The sequence below is a fragment of the Thalassospira sp. A3_1 genome (genome assembly GCF_017744215.1).
In the GTDB taxonomy this organism is placed as follows: domain Bacteria; phylum Pseudomonadota; class Alphaproteobacteria; order Rhodospirillales; family Thalassospiraceae; genus Thalassospira; species Thalassospira lucentensis_A.
The window spans coordinates 552,424-569,634 of the sequence record NZ_JAGHQQ010000002.1; the positions used below are offsets into that span (position 1 = coordinate 552,424).

The following is a 17,211-nucleotide window of genomic DNA, read 5'->3' on the forward strand; positions in this document are numbered from 1 at the left end:
AATGTCTGCGGGCGGACATCTCTCTCTATTGCGGAATTGCAAAGAGGCCCGGAAAACCGGGCCTCTTCGGCAAGGTGTAGGGGCGTCTTATTCTTTGATATCTACGCCGTAGAAGATGTGACCGCCAAACGGATCGATCTTGTAGTCGACAACTTCGTTACGGATCGGTTCGAAAACGATCGAGTGCGCGATGGTTGCCCACGGTGCTTCACGTTTGAAGACGGTCTGGGCTTCTTCGTACAGACGGGTACGTTCAAGAACATCCGAAGTGGTTTTCGCCTGCTGGATCAGGCTGTCGAATTCCTCGTTGCACCACTGTGCACGGTTTGCACTGCCAACGGCATCGCAACCCAGCAGAACAGCAAGGAAGTTGTCGGGGTCACCGTTGTCGCCGGTCCAGCCGAGCATGAAGCTGCCCTGTTCACCATTTTTGGTGCGCTCAAGGTATTCGCCCCACTCGTAGGAAACGATTTCGGCATTCACGCCAATCGCGGCCCAGTCAGCCTGAACGAGTTCAGCCATACGGCGTGCGTTCGGGTTGTAGGGACGCTGTACCGGCATGGCCCAGATATCGGTGGTGAAACCATCCGGATAACCGGCTTCTGCCAGCAATTTCTTGGCTGCTTCCGGATCATACGGATCGTCAACGGTATCGTTGTTGTACGACCAGATGGTCGGCGGAATCGGGTTTTTGGCGGCAACGCCTGCACCCTGATAAACACCCTCGATGATGGCGACTTTGTTGATCGCCATGTTCAGTGCCTTACGGACACGTGCATCGGTGAACGGCTCTTTCTTGGTGTTGTAACCAAGATAACCGACGTTCAGACCTTCCTGGCTCATCAGGTTGATGTCGCCATCGGCTTCCATCGCTTCCAGATCAGCCGGGTTCGGGTACGGCATGACATGGCATTCGCCGGCTTTCAGCTTCTGGTAACGAACCGTGCTGTCCGGGGTGATGGCAAAGATCAGGTTATCAATCGGTGCCTTGCCTTCCCAGTATTCCGGGAACGCTTTGTAACGGATGACCGCATCTTTCTGATACTGGACAACCTGGAACGGACCGGTACCGACCGGGTTCAGGTCGATCTGTTCCGGCGTACCGGCAGCCATCAGCTGATCGGCATATTCACCCGACAGGATGGATGCGAAATCCATCGCCATGTTGGCAATGAACGGTGCTTCCGGACGGTTCAGAACGAATTTGACGGTGTAATCGTCAACCTTGACGATGTCCTTGATCAGTTCGCCCATGGACATCGAGTTGAAATACTCGTAACCGCCACCGGAAACCGCATGGTACGGATGATCTTTGTCCCACTGGCGACGGAACGAGAAGATCACGTCGTCTGCGTTGAAATCGCGGGTCGGGGTGAAGGCATCGGTGGTCTGGAATTTAACGCCTTTACGCAGGTTAAAGGTGTATTCCGTGCCATCGGCCGATACGTCCCAGCTGGTTGCAAGGCCCGGAACGATGGTGGTCGTGCCGCGCTTGAACTGTACCAGACGGTTGAATACCTGACGCGAGGTGGCGTCAAAGGTGGTACCCGCGGTGTAAAGCTGCGGGTTGAAGCCTTCCGGGCTTCCTTCCGAGCAATAAACCAGGGTTTTTGCCGAAGCGGCAGTCGGAGCAGCAAGCGCAGTCGCTGCAAGCAGACCTGCACCGATCGCCGCTTTGACGAAATTCGCTTTCATATAAGATGCCTCCCTCAAGGCTGGCCCAAACAATTTGCACGGGTGGCTGCTGGCCTTGAACGGCTCATGCATTGCAATTTGTGCAAAGGGTCGGGCGGGTTTACCCGATCCAACAGTTATGTTGGCAATCGACGAGGGAAAATAATCAGGGTTTCTGCGTATCGTCAACGTTTCCTGCGGGGTTCTACGTAGGACGACCTGATCGGATGAATGATGAATTTATGTCAAGTGTCTGTTATTTTTATGAAATTGTCCCCCACAATCGGGTATGGGAGCCGTGCATTTTTTTCGGGGCTACTGATGACCGAACGGAAAAACACATAAAGCTAACGTGCTTTTCCGTCCGATCTATCTTCTTGAAATTTCTAGATTCGTTTGATTGCTGAACCACTTACACGGATCAATTGCGCGTAATGCGATCATTAAGTTCACTGATTTGCGCGATATCCGTGTTCCACGCCGTCACAAATCGGTAAATATCCGCCCCCAATGACGGCCACGGATGGAATAACGCCCCGGCATCACGCATCCGTTGCGAAAGCTCCGGCGCAAGCTTCACAAAAAGCTCGTTGCCCTCGGCGGCATGCGCCAAAGTCGCCCCATGCGACACCAGCATGTCACAAAGGGTTTGGGCCGCCCCGTTGGCATGGCGCGCATTGCGCAGCCACAGATCATCCTTCACATAGGCCAGAAGCTGTGATGCCAGATAGCGATGCTTGGAATAAAGATGTCCGCTGCGTTTGCGGGCCTGTTCGACCCTGCCGCGCAGTGACGTATCAAACAGGACAATCGCATCAACCGCCTGCGCACCGTTTTTGGTTGCGCCAAAGCTGATCGCATCAACACCGGCCTTCCACGTGATATCAGCCGGGTGGCAGCCCAGATGGGCAACCGCATTGGCAAACCGCGCCCCATCCATGAACAGGCGAAGGTCACGGCTTTGGCAGATCGCGCCGATGGCTCCGACTTCATCGGCGGTGTAAACCGTGCCCAGTTCGGTCGCCTGCGTGATCGCAACGCATTCCGGGGCCACCGAATGCACCCCGCGATCCACCCGGCTTGCCAGAAAGGCATCCAGATTGTCGGCCTCAAGCTTTGCCGCCGGACCATCAACCGGCATCAGCTTCGCCCCGCCGGTAAAGAAGGCAACGCCCGTGCTTTCATCTTCGTTGATATGGGCCTCGTGATGGCAGACGATCCCGCCAAACGGCGATACCAGTGCCGACAGGCTGATGCAGTTTGCCGCGGTCCCGGTGGCAACCGGAACAACCGCGACCTCCCTGTCAAACAGTTCGGAAAAAGCCGCGTCAAGCTGACGGCTGGTTTCGTCCGCCCCATAGGCAGGCGCATTGCCATAGGCTTCATGTTCTAGCGCGCTCAGGATTTCCGGGCACAGGGGCGATACATTGTCAGAGGCAAAATTCATCGAACGGGTCCGTGTCTTGTGGTGGCGTCCATAGGCTTCGGGGACTGCCCCGCAACCTGACCAACCTTTATCACACGCGATCCGTTCGAATGGCAATGATGCCTATAGTGTTTCCGGTAACGCGCGGATCGCCTCAATCGGGCTGTTCCAGCCGCTAACAAAGCGAAACGCATCCACCCCAACCGCGGGCCATGGCCGAAAGACCAACCCGGCCTTGCGCAGCCGTTCAGCCAGATCGTCATCCATATGCACAAACAGCTCGTTGCCCTGCGGGGTGAATGCCGCCCGCGCACCAAGGGTTTCAAGCGACTGGCAAAGGGCGCCTGCGGCCTGATTGGCATGGCGCGCATTACGCAGCCACAGATCATCCTTCACATAGGCCAGAAGCTGTGCGGCGAGATAACGATGCTTGGAAAACAGATGCCCGCCACGCTTGCGCGCCTTTTCGACCCTTGCGCGCAATGACGGGTCAAACAGGATGATCGCATCCACCGCCATCGCCCCATTCTTGGTGGCCCCAAAGCTTAAAACATCAAGCCCCGCCTTCCAGGTGATATCCGCCGGATGGCAGCCAAGGGCGGCAATGGCATTGGCAAATCGCGCCCCGTCCATGAAAAACTTCATGCCATGCGCCTTGGCGACCTTCCCAATCGCCTGCACCTCATCAACGTCATAGATCGTGCCGAATTCGGTCGCCTGCGTGATGGCCACACATTCCGGATCAACCGAATGCATGCCATGGGTGTTTTCGCGGGTTAAAAACGCATCAAGCGTTTCGGGCAACAGCTTTGCCGATGGCCCGTCCATGGTCATCAATTTTGCCCCGTTGCCATAAAATGCCACCCCGGTCGATTCCGTCCGGTTGATATGCGCCTGATGATGGCAGGCCACCCCGCCAAACGGCGATACCAGTGCCGACAACCCGACAAGATTGGCCGCCGTCCCCGTCGCTACCGGCACCACCGCAACCTCTTTGCCAAACAGGTCCGAAAACGCGCCATCAAGCTGCTGGCTGGCCGCGTCCGCGCCATAGGGCAGGGCGGGATCGCTGGCCTCGGCAATCGCGGCAAGGATTTCCGGGCAGATCGGCGACACATTATCAGACGAAAAATTCATCGGGGCCTCGTTATCAATGGTGGCGATGGGCAAATAAAAAGCCTGCTTACGGTTTAACGCAAGCAGGCTTTGAAATTAACATGATATCCGGCCTTTAAACGGCCGTGCCACCAACAGTCAGACCATCAATGCGCAAGGTCGGCTGACCAACACCAACCGGCACACCCTGGCCATCCTTGCCGCACGTGCCGATCCCGTCATCAAGCTTCATGTCGTTGCCGATCATGGAAACCTTGGTCAGGCTGTCGGGGCCATTGCCGATCAGGGTCGCACCCTTGACCGGCGCGCCAAGCTTGCCGTTTTCGATCAGATAGGCCTCGGATGCGGAAAACACGAACTTGCCCGATGTGATATCGACCTGCCCACCACCGAAATTGACCGCATAAATGCCCTTCTTGACCGACGCCAGGATTTCGCCCGGGTCCTTGTCACCGCCCAGCATATAGGTATTGGTCATGCGCGGCATCGGCGCATGGGCATAGGATTGACGCCGTCCGTTGCCGGTGGACTTCACCCCCGTCAGGCGCGCATTCAGGCGATCCTGCATGAAACCCTTCAGGATGCCATCCTCGATCAGGACCGTGCGCTGGGTCGGGGTGCCTTCATCATCAATCGAAAGCGACCCGCGCCGATCATGGATCGTGCCGTCATCAACAACCGTGACACCCGGCGACGCAATCCGCTGGCCAAGCAAACCGGCAAAGGCCGATGTGCCCTTGCGGTTGAAATCGCCCTCAAGCCCGTGACCGATGGCTTCATGCAGCAAAATGCCCGGCCAGCCCGGACCAAGCACCACGGTCATCTCGCCCGCAGGGGCGGCAACCGATTCAAGGTTCAGCGTCGCCTGACGCAAGGCTTCGTCAACCGCCGATTTCCAGCTTTTTTCTTCAAAGAACCCGTCATAGCCAATGCGTCCGCCCTGACCATGCGATCCGGTTTCCATGCGGTCGCCCTGCTTGACGACGACCGATACGTTAAACCGCACCAGCGGGCGGATATCGCCAATTCGTTGCCCGCCACTGCGCCAGATCTGCACCGCCTGCCAGTTGCCCGAAATCGATGCGGAAACCTGCACCACACGGGGGTCCTTCCCGCGCGCATAGGCATCGATCTTGCCCAGCAGATCAACCTTCGCCTCAAACGTTGCCTCGCCCAGCGGATTGACATCGGAATAAAGCGACACATTGGTGCCGATCGACCCCAGATCGACCTTGCCCGACCTTCCATTGCCAACCGCCTTGACGGTCTCGGCCGCACGGCCAACCGCATCATTGGAAAGCTCGTTGGAATGCGAAAAGGCGGTGGCTTCATCGGCAACAGCCCGCAGGCCAAAACCCTGTGCGGTGTCGAAATTGGCACTACGCAGGCGGCCATCATCCCATGTCAGGCTTTCGGACTGCCGGTATTCAAGGAAAAGTTCCCCGTCTTCCGCCGCACCCAGCGCATCATTGACCTGCTTTTCAAGCCGGTCGCGATCAAGGTCGCCATTGGCGAAAAACAGGCTGTCGGTTTTGCTCAGATCGGTCATGAAACCTCCTTGCGGGCGTGCCGGATGGCAACAGATGGGCGACGGGCGGCCGGTTTTGGCCAAGCGGGCGATTTTCGCCTGTAAGTTAAAGCATTTGTGACAGTATTTTCCCTTACGTTTTCAGGGCTATCTGCCACCTTGGACTTTCGTCTATACAGAACGTGTCGGGGCGTGCCCCGAAGGCTCTATATAGACCGCAATGGCCAATTATGAAAGCCCGTGGCAATGTTTGTTGAACATCCCCAGCGTGTCGCCCTTCATAACGAAATCCATGCCCGGCCGTTCGGCGGGGTACAAAGCCCGGCCCGCTGCACCTGCATCGCCTTTCATGCGGGTGAAGAACTTGATACCGATGTCCGCGATCATTTTCAGGGCTTCTGTCAACGATACAGCCTGACACCCCCGGCACCCGACCAGAAATATTACGAAGCCCAGTGCGACGGCTTTTCCGTCATCTGGGAACGCCATGCCGAATTCACGGTCTATGTCTTCAAACGGCAGGCCGCCTTTGATCATCCGTTTGATGACCCGGTCATCAACCTGATCCCGCAGGACTGGCTTGAAGCCACCCCGGGGCAGCTTCTGGTTGGCTTGCACATCGCCATGGACCGCGATGAACGCTCGTCTGATGAAGTATCGCGCCTGTTTGATCATAACGGCCTGACCGGCAGCCGCGTTTTGGGCGGCACGGCAATGGTCTGGACCGATTTTCGCCTGCATGGCGATGGCTTTGGCCGCATCCTGATCCGTGATCAGGGTCTTGAGGTCCTGCAGGCCGGGCGCCTGATCCAGCGCCTCAAGGAAATCGAGGTCTATCGCATGATGGCCTTGCTGGCCTTTCCGCTGGCCCATTGCGCAACGCCCAAGGTATCGGAAATCGATACCCGCCTGTCATCGATCACCGCTGAAATGGCCAGCAAATCGCACACCGACGACGAAGGCACCCTGCAAAAACTGACCGACCTTGCCGCCCAGACCGAAGAAATGGCCGCATCGCTGAATTACCGGTTCAGCGCGGCACGCGCCTATTACCGCATCCTGCAGGCTCGCCTTGTCGAACTGCGCGAGGAACGCGTCGAAGGCCTGCAAACCATTACCGAGTTTATGGAACGCCGTCTGGCACCAGCAATGCGCACCTGCCAGAATATCGGTGATCGCCTCGAAGTCCTCTCAAAACGGGTTGCCCGCGCCAACAACCTGCTGCGCACCCGGGTCGATATCCTGCTCGAAGCCCAAAACCGCGACTTGCTGGCCAGCATGGACCGACGCGTGAAACTGCAACTGCGCCTGCAACAAACCGTCGAGGGCCTGTCTGTGGCGGCGATCACCTATTACGCCGTCGGGCTTCTGGGATATCTGTTCAAGGCGCTAAAGGATATCGGCCTTCCAATCAACGACCGCGTCGCCACCGGCCTCGCCGTGCCGGTCGTCCTTGGTACGATCTGGATATCGATGCGCCGGATCAGGAAGGCGCTGCACCGGGATGAAGGGTGAGGGGCTACCTCATCGAGTTCTGATAGACTATGGTATCGTCGATCGAAGACTAAGAGAATAAATAGTTTGATTGTTTAATGTAATGGCTACAAATTTTTTGTTCGGAGAATAGCTTGGTGTCGGTATGGTTTTAGAGCATTTAAATGGATAAATGGCAGCTTGTTCAAACAGAAAACTTTGACAGTGCAGAAAGCTTTGTTCATGCGCTTGTTGATGTGGCTGACGAACAGTTCATATTTCGGGGGCAAGGCTGCTCCAGTTGGGGATTAAGCCCCTCTATTCGGCGCGTTAAACAGTTTCCAGCGCGACAGTCAAAAAGTAGTGACGAGACAAACTTGAACGAGTCAGCGCTTCTTCGGGAATTCCTTAAACTTAAGGAATACGTGGAAGCCTGTGATACCGCTGGTCTCAGAATTTCAGGAGATTGTGCTGACCTAAGGTTGGATATTAAATATCTCTCGATACTGGATAATAGTGGTCGTCGGGTTGACCCGTTTGCCGATGTAAACTCGTGGCCTGGGACCGTTGATTATCGTTTCCAATTGATGGCTCAAGCTCAACATTATGGTGTTGCCACCAGACTGCTTGATTGGACGAAATCACCTCTAGTTGCTGCCTATTTTGCCATTCAGCAGCTTATTGAAAATCTAACTGATATATTCGATCCAAAGAAAGATTTTTCTGATGTACTTCACAATAGGAGGATTTCGGTTGTTTTGCTTGATGTGAAAAAGTCATTGTCGGGAAGTCAATTTCAAATCCGGACAGCGCCGGGTTATTCGAGCAGGAATATTGCTCCACAGAGGGGTGTTTTCTCTTTTGTCGATGGTTTTAAAGTGCCTGATCTTGATATCTTAAATCTCAAAGACAGTCATATCTATTTAAAAAGATACACAATATCTGCACTGCATGCTTATCGGTTGTACGACAAATGTTACCAGCTTGGTGTTAGTGCTGCTACAATGTTTCCAGGCTATGCCGGTGTGTCTCGGCAAATCGCCGAAAGAGCGGTTATCAACACATTTAATCACCGCCTTCAGAACAATCGGCTAGCAGTAAATTAGCAAGTTATAAAGTAAAAAGGAGATATGAGCCTTTTTCGATTGTCGACTATCAAAAAGTGGCGGCTAATTATCAAACTAGCTAGCACCCCGATCCCCGGACAACCTGTAAACCGCATAAGTCATCGCCCCGACAAGCACCACTGCCCCCGCCTGATGCGCCACACCCAGCGGTAACCACACAACACTCAGCAGTGTTGAAATCCCCAATGTCACCTGAAGGCAAACCGCCGCCAGCACCAGATGCGTGGCAAGGCGTTGCTGCGGTGTCAGGTTCCATTTCCCGGCCCGCCACCAGAACAGAAGCACCATGACAAAGGTCAGTTTCGCCAGCCACCGGTGATCCCACTGCACCGTCATATGGTCCTCAAACGGGGCCAGCCATGCCGGGCTATAGACAAACAGCCCGTCGGGGATCAGTTGGCCGTCCATCAGCGGGAAGGTGTTATAGGTATGTCCGGCATTGATCCCGGCAACAAAGCCGCCCGAAAGCGCGGTAAACACGATCAGCGCCAGAAGCTGCCAGCCGCGTCTGGAGGCATGGGTTGAAATGCCGCGCGGGGCATATTGATTAAACCCGACCCACATCAACGCGATGAAAATCACCAGCGCCAGACCGAAATGCGCGGTCAGGCGGTACTGGCTGACATCGGGGCGGTCGACAAGGCCGCTCATGACCATGTACCAGCCCATTGCTCCCTGCAAGCCGCCAAGGATGAACAGGCCCCAAAGCTTCCATTTGGTCGCGCCATCAATGGATTTTTTGGCAAGGAACCAGACAAACGGCACAAAGAACACAACACCAATCAACCGGCCCCAAAGCCGGTGAATGAATTCCAGCCAGAAGATCGATTTGAAATCCTCGACCGACATCCAGGCATTGATCTTCTGGAATTCCGGATACTGGCTGTATTGCTGATAAAGCGCCATCCAGTCCGCCTCGTTCATCGGCGGGATGATCCCGGTAAAGGGCCGCCATTCCACGATGGAGAGCCCGGACTCGGTCAGCCGCGTCAGGCCGCCAATCACCACCATGATGAACACCATCGCCGCCACAAAAAACAGCCACATCGCAACATTCCTGTGCGGGGTGGGGGCGAAGGAACCGGTGGCCGGGGCGGGGGATGATACGCTGCTGGTTTGCTCAATCGAGGACATCGGCGGGATCTCTTTGTCATGCGAAGCGCTTAAATTCGCGCCCAATATAGGGTGAAATTTCAAAAAGTGCAGGAAAAGCTTCACCGCAACGTTTCTACGTCCGGCATCGGGGCCGGATCATGGTTTTATTAACGCAATAAATAGTGTTCTATAAATATAAAACACATAAAAAATGTATTGAATTATCCGATATACACACCCATAGTCTTAATCAACCAACAGAAACTTTCTTTTGAGGATCGACGATGTTTCCCATCAATCTGGACCTTGCGCGGCTTTCGGTCGCGCTGGTGGGCAACGGTCAGGCAACCCTGAACCGTTTGCGCCAGCTTGACGGTGATGGGGCGAGATACGTCACCGTTTATGCCGAAGACCCGATTGCCGAACTGGTGGACCAGGCCGGCGACCGGCTGCACCGCTATCTCCCGAATTCGGCCGACGTCAACGCGGCCGCGATCCTATTTATTGTTGATTTGCCGCATGAAAAGGCCGCCGAACTGGCCGCCATCGCCAAGGCCGTTGGCACGATCGCCAATGTCGAGGACGTCAAGGAATACTGTGATTTTTTCTCGCCGGCGCGGGTCACGCGCGGTGATCTGATGATTACGGTTTCGACCAACGGGCACAGCCCGCGTCTGGCCGGCCGTATCCGCCATGCGATTGAAAACTGGCTGGTGCCCAAATGGGATCAGCGCCTGCGCGAGCTTTCCGATCAGCGTGAAAAATGGAAGGCCGATGGGGCGGATATGAAGCAGCTTCTGAAAATGACGGACGATTATATCGACCGTCGGGGATGGTTGTGATGACAGTCATGCGCGAAGAAGACATTGTCACCGGCGGCTCGATGTCGGTCGAGGAGGCCGAAGTCCGCGCCGCCGACCTGCTGTCGCGATACGGCCACTTGCAGGGGATTTCCCTGATCGAACCGATGGTGCATGAAGAATTCAATGGCAAAATCACCATGACCTCGTCCTTCGGGACAGAGGCCGCGGCTCTGCTCGCCCTTGTGTCCGAGGTCGATCCCAACCTGCCGGTGATTTTCCTTGATACCCGCAAGCTGTTTGGCGAAACCCATCGTTATCGTGAACAGCTCGTTGATCAGCTTGGCCTGACCAATATTCAGATCATGCGCCCGGATGAAAAGCTTCTGGCGGCCGATGATCCCAACGGCATGCTGTTTGCCACGGATACCGCCAAATGCTGCTATCTGCGCAAGGTCGAACCGCTGCAACGTGCGCTTAAGGGCTATGACGCGTGGCTGACCGGGCGCAAGCGTTTCCACGGTGGCGAACGCGGGCAACTGCCGGTGATCGAAACTGCCGGAACCCGGATCAAGATCAATCCGCTGGCGGGCTATAACCGGTCTGACATCGAAGATATCTTTGACAACCGCGCCTTGCCGCATCACCCGCTGGAGGCCGAAGGCTTCCTGTCCATCGGCTGCATGCCATGCACCGATCGCGTTGATCCCAATTCAACCGATGTCCGTGCCGGTCGCTGGGCCGGGCAGGACAAGACCGAATGCGGCATCCACTACATCATCTGATCCCGTTCGGTTCAAACGGATCATTAAAAAACGGCTGCCCCGAAACGGGCGGCCGTTTTGTTTTGGTGCGGACTTGTGACGCCCAATGATTGGAATTCGTCAAATTTGTTCCTTATTTACCTGAAAAATAAAAAGGAAGTTCTTTTTGCTTGGGTGAACCAGACGCGATCCTGATGCGTAAGGACATGTAAATCCGGTCGCCTGACGTGAACCGACACGAAGTTTGCGCAGGCGGAAACAGAGATTTGGGACAAAAGGGCACATCATATGACAGCAGATCAGGCCAACGTGCTTGAAGTTCTGCCCATTGGCATGTTCGAAGACCTCCCTGAAAACATGCACCGGGTGGAAACGCCAAAAAACTTTTCCGTCATTCTGTGTGACGAACACGCAAATCTGAGCCGTGATGCGCTGATCACCCTGCGCGCGGCTGCCCGGCACGATCTTTTTCCCGTTTACTGGTTCGGGGCCAATCCCCCATCCTTTGCCGATGCCGTCTTTCCCGAAATTTCAATGCAGACCCTGCAACTCGCATACCGGGATGCACAGGAACAATACCGCCGGATCGGGCAGGTTGCCGCCCCCCATAATGACGAGGATCGCGGTGCGCTGAACCTTCTGGGGTATCTGGTGACGCGCGATATTGATGCCGTGCCCTCCTGGCATCCCGGCAGCCGCAGTTCGGTGACCTATGCCCGGTTGCGGCCAGATCTGGCATCGCGGTCGCTATTATCGCAACTGCATCGGCAGGGGATGCTGGAACGCACCTTCTGGCGCAAGACCCATATGTGCCGCAAATGCAGTTCGGCCCGGCTGAATGTGGCTGAACATTGCCCGGAATGCCGGTCTTCCAATCTGGTGGAAATGGATATCGTCCATCATTTTGCCTGCGGTCATCAGGGGCCACAAAACGCCTTCCAACTGACGGCTGGCGGACGGATGATCTGTCCGTCCTGCGAACAGATGCTTAATCATTTCGGGGTGGATTACGATAAACCCGGCCGGGTCGAACTGTGTCAGAACTGCCAGACCGTGACCGAGGAACCCGAAGTCAATTTCGAATGCCTTGATTGCAAAACCCTGACGCCAAGCGACGAAGCGCCGCAGAATAACTGGTACCAATACAGCCTGACCTCGCTCGGGCGTGAAACCGTCATATCGGGGCGTTTGCCCGTGCCCGGTCTTGAAACCGCATTGGGCAGTTTCGAACCGTCAAAGGATTACGCAACCTTTGTCGCACTGCTTGATAACGGGCTTAGCACCGCACAGCGTTATGGTCGCCCGTTTGGCATTTGCGCCATGCGCTTTGATCAGGGGCAGGATGACGATCACCAGCCCCGCCCTGTCAATGCCGCAAGTCGCGCAACCCTGATCAAGCTTCTGCGCGAAATCCTGCGGGATTCCGATTTCCTGTATGCCGAAGGCGAACAGATCGTTTTTGTCTTCCCCGAAACCGACGCCGGGCAGCTTGATGCCATCATCAGACGGATCGAAGACGGCCTTCGCAAAAACATGACCGATCAGCCCGAATGCCGGTTCGAAGACTGGTCGGATCGGACGGTTCGCGACATCTTGCGCGGGATACGTGATGTTCGTTGATGGTATCAATTATCTCCTGTCCCTAAGCTTCCCGGCATTCTTTGCCATGTTCTGGCATTTCTTTCTGCTGGAATTGCCGCGCTTTGTGATCGCCGGGATTGCGGTCTGTGTCGCGACGATGGTGCGGCGCCGCTCGGTCGCGCCGGGCCTGCCATTGGTGCGACCGCGCATCTCGGTCCTGCTGCCCGGCCATAACGAGGCGGAAAACCTGCCGCGCGCCATCATGTCGATGCGCGAACAGACCATACCCCCCGATCAGATCGTCGTGGTCGATGATGGTTCGACCGATGACAGTGTTGCGGTGGCGACCGCCCTGCAAAAGGACGGCCTGATTGATGTGGTCCGCAGCACCCGGGTTCGCGGCGGCAAATCGGCGGCTGCCAATCTTGGCCTTGCCGAATGCAGTGGCGATATCGTGATCATCGCGGACGCCGATACCACCTATGACTGCGATGCCTTTGAAAAGCTGATCGCCGCTTTCAATGATCCCAAAATTGGTGCGGTTGCCGGTAACCTTGGCGTGCGCAATCCCGATATCTCGCTTGCGACCCGCTGGCAGGCGATCCAGTACCAGATTTCCATCGGACTTGGCCGGCAGGTTTCCGACATGCTTGGTGTGTTGTTCATCGTTTCGGGCGCGTTTGGCGCGTTCCGTCGGCAGGCGCTTGAACAGGTCGGCGGCTGGTCTGTCGGCCCGGGCGAGGATGCGGAACTGACCAACAAGATCCGCCGTGCCGGGTGGCAGGTGCAATTTGCCCCCGAAGCCTGGTGCCTGACCGATGTGCCCGAAACATTTGCCCAGCTTGCCCGGCAACGCCTGCGGTGGGATCGGTCGCTGGTGCGGATGCGCTGGCGGCGGTTCCGTGTGTTTCTGGACCCGACCGATGCGCAGTTCCGCCTGTCCAATGCGCTTGGCGCCATCGATATCCTGTTCTTTCAGGCCCTTCTGTCGCTGTCTTTCGTGATCTATCTGATCTGGCTGTTTGATGTTTACGGAAGCTTCGGCTGGATCATCGCGGTCGTCAATCTGCTGGCCTATTCGCTGTTTGGCATTGCCGGTTTTGCCATGGCCCGGATCGCCGCCCCCAATGCGCGGGTGGCGGGGCTTTGGCCCTATGTCCTCGGTTACGGTGTGTTCAATTCGCTGTTTCTGCGTTTCGTCCGGCTGGTCGCCTGTTTTGATGAACTGATTTTCCGCCGGTCCTTTGATGACAATTATGTCCCGCGCCGGGTGCGTCATGCCGCGCGCAGGTCCCGCGTCGATAATTGAAAATCAATAAGAACGAGGCTCCATGAAACTTAAAAATCATCGACCTTCAACCCGCCTGATCCGCGAACCGCGCGCGATGCCCAAAAAACGCAATCTGGGGCGCTGGATTTATATCGGCCTGCTGATGCTGATCGGTCTTTGGGCCTTCGATGTGTTTTTCGGCCAGTTCTTTTTCCTGCGCGGCAATGGACTGGTGGTTGCGCGTCCCTATGTCGTGGCATCGGAATATATCGGCACCGTACAGGATATCTCGGTCCGACAGGGCGAGGCGGTCAATGAAGGCGATGTCGTCGCCTTTCTGAAATCCAAACAATATGACGAGGAACTCGCGCGTTCACATTTCGAACTTTCGGCCCTGTCGGCGGATCGCGCCCGCCTGACGAGCGAGCTGAACGGGCAACGCGAACTGATTGAGCTTGCGAAAAAACGTCTGTCTTCCGCTAGCAGTTTCCGCGACCGCCTTGAAACCGGTCTTGCCAACGGTGTTTCCACCGGTACGGCGCTAAATACCGCATATGAACGGGAATACACCGCGCGCGAGGACCTTGAACGGATCACATCCGATATCACGTCACTGCGTGCCGAACTGGCCGCGCTCTATCAGCAAATTGATCAGCGTCGCGTTCTGATGCAGAAAATCGAAGCCGCCTATGACGGGGGCCGCCTTGTCGCCCCGGCAGGCGGTATCGTGACCGAGGTCAATGCAATCGAAAGCAGCGTGATCCGCCCCGGCGATCCGATCATGACAATTGCTGCCGGGACGCCCTATGTGCTGGCCTATTTTGAAAACGGCTCGCTTTACGATATCGAACCGGGGCAGCAGGTAACGATGTATTACGGCACCAGAAACCTGACCGGGATCGTGACCGCCCTTCTGCCGGTATCCGAACAGCTCCCCGAAGAATTCCAGCGATCATTCGAGCCGACCGACCGCGCCCAGATTGCCGAAATCCGCATCGCCAATCCCGAAAACTTCCCGCCCCTGTTTGCCAAGCTTGATATTGGCGGCGGCCTGTTTTCATCGATCCATCGCCTGTTTGACTGGATGCTGGAAGCCTGATGCGAAAACGCATCATCACATCGCGGTCCGTCATGCCGGAAACGCACCTCACCCCAAAAGGCAACAGCGTTGTCGCATGGCAGACACAAATCCCGCCATCGATGACCGGCCTTTCGGCATGTCCGAATGCACCATCGGCCCATCGCCAGGCCAATCCAATCAATTCAGCCAGCCGATCCAATGCAGACGCAATTCGGGCCTGCTGATTCTCGGCATTGCCAGACTTCACCGACCGGGCTGGCCCCGGACTGAGCTGGACCGGACCAACTTCACCTCGCCCCGGCTCTCTGCCCCGAACAAACACCCTTGCCCCAAGGGCACATCTCTCCCGTCATGATAAACCATAGTTTTCGTAAATTTCCTGCTGCCTCACGGCCCGGACGCACCACCGCCGTAATGACTTTTCCATGCACCCATGATGGCCCTTTGGCGATACCGCCCCCACCATGTCATCGCGTCAGATCGCTGCCCCATCATCATCCCATTCCTGTTTTTGCCGCCCGAAACGCAAAAAACCCGCAAAAGCGAATCACGCTTTGCGGGTTTTGTCTCCGGACCCATTTGTCCTGTTGACTTTATCTTTATGTCACAACGAAAAGAACAAATCAAGAACTTTTTCAAAAAAACCGGAAAAAGTTCCCAATCAAAGCTCGGCACGGAAAGAATGGTATATTTATCAATATCTTGGGTCGGCGAACCTGCCGGGCTTTTTTCTTAAATCGTAATGCCCTGAAGTTTGCGAAACAGCGTCACCGCATAACGGTCCGTCATGCCGGAAATATAATCCATTACCCGCATGATCCGGGCATAAAGCCCGTCGGCTTCCGAAAGCTTGCCCGACAGAAGCTTGTCGATCCGGTCGGCCTGCGGCGGCAGGCGTTTGCCGTGTTTCTGATGTTCTTCGATGTCAATCGCGGCCCGCACAAAGCTGTCAAGCAGACCGTTGATCACCTCGAACCCGGCCATTTCAATCGGCAGGACGTGGGGTGCATTATAAATCCGTTCAACCGCCAGCATCTTGCAGTTTTTGGCATCCTTGCCAAGCGGCGTATTGGCCAGCAGATCGCCTTCCAATGTGCCCGCAAGCAACGCGTCCTCATGCTCGATAAAGGCATCAACCGCTGCCTTCACCAGATTGCCAATCGCCTTGCCACGCAGAAAGCCGATCCGGTCATCTTCGGATTTTTCCGCATACCACGGTTCGGCCCGCAAATCGGCCCAGCGTTTTTCGGCGTCGCCTTGGTATTTTTCCGGATGGCGGGCAATCGGGGCCAAGGCGCGTTCGACCTGCTCGAAACTGACACAGTTAAGTTCCCAGCCATCTTCAAGATCGACCACCGAATAGCAGATGTCATCGGCCGCCTCGACCAGATAGACCAGCGGATGGCGTCGCCACGCCCCGTCAAACCCGTCAAGTGGCGACAGCCCGCAAACATTGGCAATCGCATGGGCGATTTCGCGTTCTGCCTGATAATATCCGGGTTTCTTAAGCCCGGTATATTCGCGACGGCGCGCATCGGGCACCGATGTGCTGCGCGGATATTTGATGAAGCTGCCAAGTGTGCCGTAAGTCAGGTTAAGTCCACCGTCAAACCGCTTCATTTCAAGCTGGCTGATGATGCGCAACCCCTGCGCATTCCCTTCGAAATGCCGCAAATCTTCAAGTTCCGGCCCGGTCAAACGTCCGGTCAGTTCTTCCTTGGCAAGGCGCGATGTGGTGAACCATTCATTGATGGCATCCTCGCCCGAATGGCCGAATGGCGGGTTGCCGATATCATGCGCCAGGCAGGCGGCCTGCACCATGTATCCGATATCGGCAATGGTGATCGGGCTGCCTTCTGGCAGATGCTTGACGATATGCGCGCCCGCCATAAGGCCAAGGGATTGCCCGACCGATCCGACCTCGATCGTGTGGGTCAGGCGGGTATGCACATGGTCGTTATCCGATAGCGGATGAACCTGTGTCTTGTTCTGAAGACGCCGGAACGACGATGAAAAAATGATCCGGTCAACATCGATCTGGAACGGGCTTCTGCCGTCCGGGCTTGGATGCGGATCGCCATCGGGTAGGCGGATCTTGCCATCCCGAAAATCAAGCCGGTGTGGTGAAAGCAGATTTTCCCAGCGCATTTTGGCCGGTTGCATCGAACCCATGGCGATGCGACTCCCTGTCCGTGTCGTTTGTACGTCCGCAAACCCGACTTTAACGGGGTGGGGAGTCGGGCGCAATCGGGCAAAACCGATTGCCTTCAAAAGAG

13 protein-coding genes are annotated in these 17,211 nt (G+C 56.1%); 7 read left to right on the forward strand and 6 right to left on the reverse strand.

Annotation, left to right across the window (positions count from 1 at the left end; all coding sequences use genetic code 11):
* Window positions 1–87 precede the first annotated feature (87 nt).
* From J7395_RS09570 to tldD, 4 genes are all read right to left on the reverse strand, one after another.
* On the reverse strand, window positions 88–1,695 hold the full coding sequence (locus tag J7395_RS09570) for an ABC transporter substrate-binding protein (protein WP_209221315.1): 1,608 nt from the start codon (window positions 1,693–1,695) through the stop codon (window positions 88–90).
* A gap of 400 nt (window positions 1,696–2,095) precedes the next feature.
* Window positions 2,096–3,121 (reverse strand): beta-eliminating lyase-related protein, encoded by a 1,026-nt coding sequence (locus tag J7395_RS09575; RefSeq protein ID WP_209221316.1) that lies wholly within the window; start codon window positions 3,119–3,121, stop codon window positions 2,096–2,098.
* 102 nt (window positions 3,122–3,223) lie between these two features.
* Entirely contained in the window at window positions 3,224–4,237 is a 1,014-nt protein-coding gene (locus J7395_RS09580) for a beta-eliminating lyase-related protein (RefSeq protein WP_209221317.1), read from the reverse strand.
* 94 nt (window positions 4,238–4,331) lie between these two features.
* Window positions 4,332–5,765 (reverse strand): metalloprotease TldD, encoded by a 1,434-nt coding sequence (tldD, locus tag J7395_RS09585; RefSeq protein WP_114095566.1) that lies wholly within the window; start codon window positions 5,763–5,765, stop codon window positions 4,332–4,334.
* A 225-nt stretch (window positions 5,766–5,990) separates the two neighbouring features.
* On the opposite strand from tldD, the gene J7395_RS09590 reads away from it, so the two are divergent.
* The gene (locus J7395_RS09590; protein WP_209221820.1) at window positions 5,991–7,259 is read left to right on the forward strand and encodes a DUF3422 domain-containing protein; all 1,269 of its coding nucleotides are present in this window, start codon (window positions 5,991–5,993) and stop codon (window positions 7,257–7,259) included.
* Between the two features lie 143 nt (window positions 7,260–7,402).
* Window positions 7,403–8,323, forward strand: a complete 921-nt coding sequence (locus tag J7395_RS09595) for an FRG domain-containing protein (protein WP_209221318.1) — start codon at window positions 7,403–7,405, stop codon at window positions 8,321–8,323.
* 75 nt (window positions 8,324–8,398) lie between these two features.
* On the opposite strand, the gene J7395_RS09600 is transcribed toward J7395_RS09595, so the two are convergent.
* The gene (locus J7395_RS09600; RefSeq protein WP_247742078.1) at window positions 8,399–9,478 is read right to left on the reverse strand and encodes a COX15/CtaA family protein; all 1,080 of its coding nucleotides are present in this window, start codon (window positions 9,476–9,478) and stop codon (window positions 8,399–8,401) included.
* A gap of 245 nt (window positions 9,479–9,723) precedes the next feature.
* Here J7395_RS09600 and J7395_RS09605 point away from each other — a divergent pair, with 245 nt between their 5' ends.
* The 5 genes from J7395_RS09605 to J7395_RS09625 all read left to right on the forward strand — a co-directional run bounded on the left by J7395_RS09605 (window position 9,724) and on the right by J7395_RS09625 (window position 14,953).
* On the forward strand, window positions 9,724–10,281 hold the full coding sequence (locus J7395_RS09605) for an NAD(P)-dependent oxidoreductase (RefSeq protein WP_209221319.1): 558 nt from the start codon (window positions 9,724–9,726) through the stop codon (window positions 10,279–10,281).
* Window positions 10,281–11,024, forward strand: a complete 744-nt coding sequence (locus tag J7395_RS09610; protein ID WP_348541220.1) for a phosphoadenylyl-sulfate reductase — start codon at window positions 10,281–10,283, stop codon at window positions 11,022–11,024. The genes J7395_RS09605 and J7395_RS09610 overlap by 1 nt, the downstream gene beginning before the upstream one ends.
* Window positions 11,025–11,291: 267 nt before the next feature.
* On the forward strand, window positions 11,292–12,623 hold the full coding sequence (locus tag J7395_RS09615) for a hypothetical protein (protein WP_209221321.1): 1,332 nt from the start codon (window positions 11,292–11,294) through the stop codon (window positions 12,621–12,623).
* On the forward strand, window positions 12,613–13,893 hold the full coding sequence (locus J7395_RS09620; protein ID WP_209221322.1) for a glycosyltransferase family 2 protein: 1,281 nt from the start codon (window positions 12,613–12,615) through the stop codon (window positions 13,891–13,893). Before J7395_RS09615 ends, J7395_RS09620 begins: the two co-directional genes overlap by 11 nt.
* 22 nt (window positions 13,894–13,915) lie before the next feature.
* A complete protein-coding gene (locus J7395_RS09625; protein WP_209221323.1) occupies window positions 13,916–14,953 on the forward strand; it encodes an HlyD family efflux transporter periplasmic adaptor subunit in 1,038 nt (345 codons plus the stop codon).
* 714 nt (window positions 14,954–15,667) lie between these two features.
* Here J7395_RS09625 and J7395_RS09630 read toward each other — a convergent pair.
* Window positions 15,668–17,107 carry a deoxyguanosinetriphosphate triphosphohydrolase gene (locus tag J7395_RS09630; RefSeq protein WP_209221324.1) on the reverse strand — a complete coding sequence of 480 codons (1,440 nt, stop codon included), beginning with the start codon at window positions 17,105–17,107 and terminating at the stop codon, window positions 15,668–15,670.
* Between the last annotated feature and the right edge of the window lie 104 nt (window positions 17,108–17,211).